The sequence below is a fragment of the Massilia mucilaginosa genome (assembly GCF_011682145.1).
Taxonomy (GTDB): Bacteria; Pseudomonadota; Gammaproteobacteria; order Burkholderiales; family Burkholderiaceae_D; genus Telluria_A; species Telluria_A mucilaginosa.
Genome location: NZ_WHJH01000326.1, coordinates 1 through 297 on the forward strand (window position 1 = coordinate 1; position 297 = coordinate 297).

Annotated in this window: 1 protein-coding gene; it reads left to right on the top strand. The window is 61.6% G+C overall.

Annotated features, from left to right (window positions below; all coding sequences use genetic code 11):
- Positions 1-32: 32 nt before the first annotated feature.
- Positions 33-297: hypothetical protein (locus F2P45_RS35050; RefSeq protein ID WP_166882752.1), on the top strand; the 265-nt coding region annotated here is incomplete at its 3' end.

The following is a 297-nucleotide window of genomic DNA, read 5'->3' on the forward strand; positions in this document are numbered from 1 at the left end:
GCGCCTGAATCCGTTTTTCTATTTGGACCAGCATGCTTCCCGTTTTTTCCGAAACCCACGCGATTTTCTTGCGGCGCCGCTCGACACTGTTTATCCCCGCCGGCACCGGGCATCTGCCCGAAACCTTCCTGCAAGCCTTCGACCTCAACCTGGCCGTACTCGGTTACGTTGCCTCGCTGCGCCTGCGCACGCGCCTGCGGACATTGACGGCGCAGGCGCTCACTGGCGTTCAGACTTGGCTATGGGCCATCCTGTCCACGCAAGTGGGCGCAGATCGCCAGCACACGCCACTGTTCC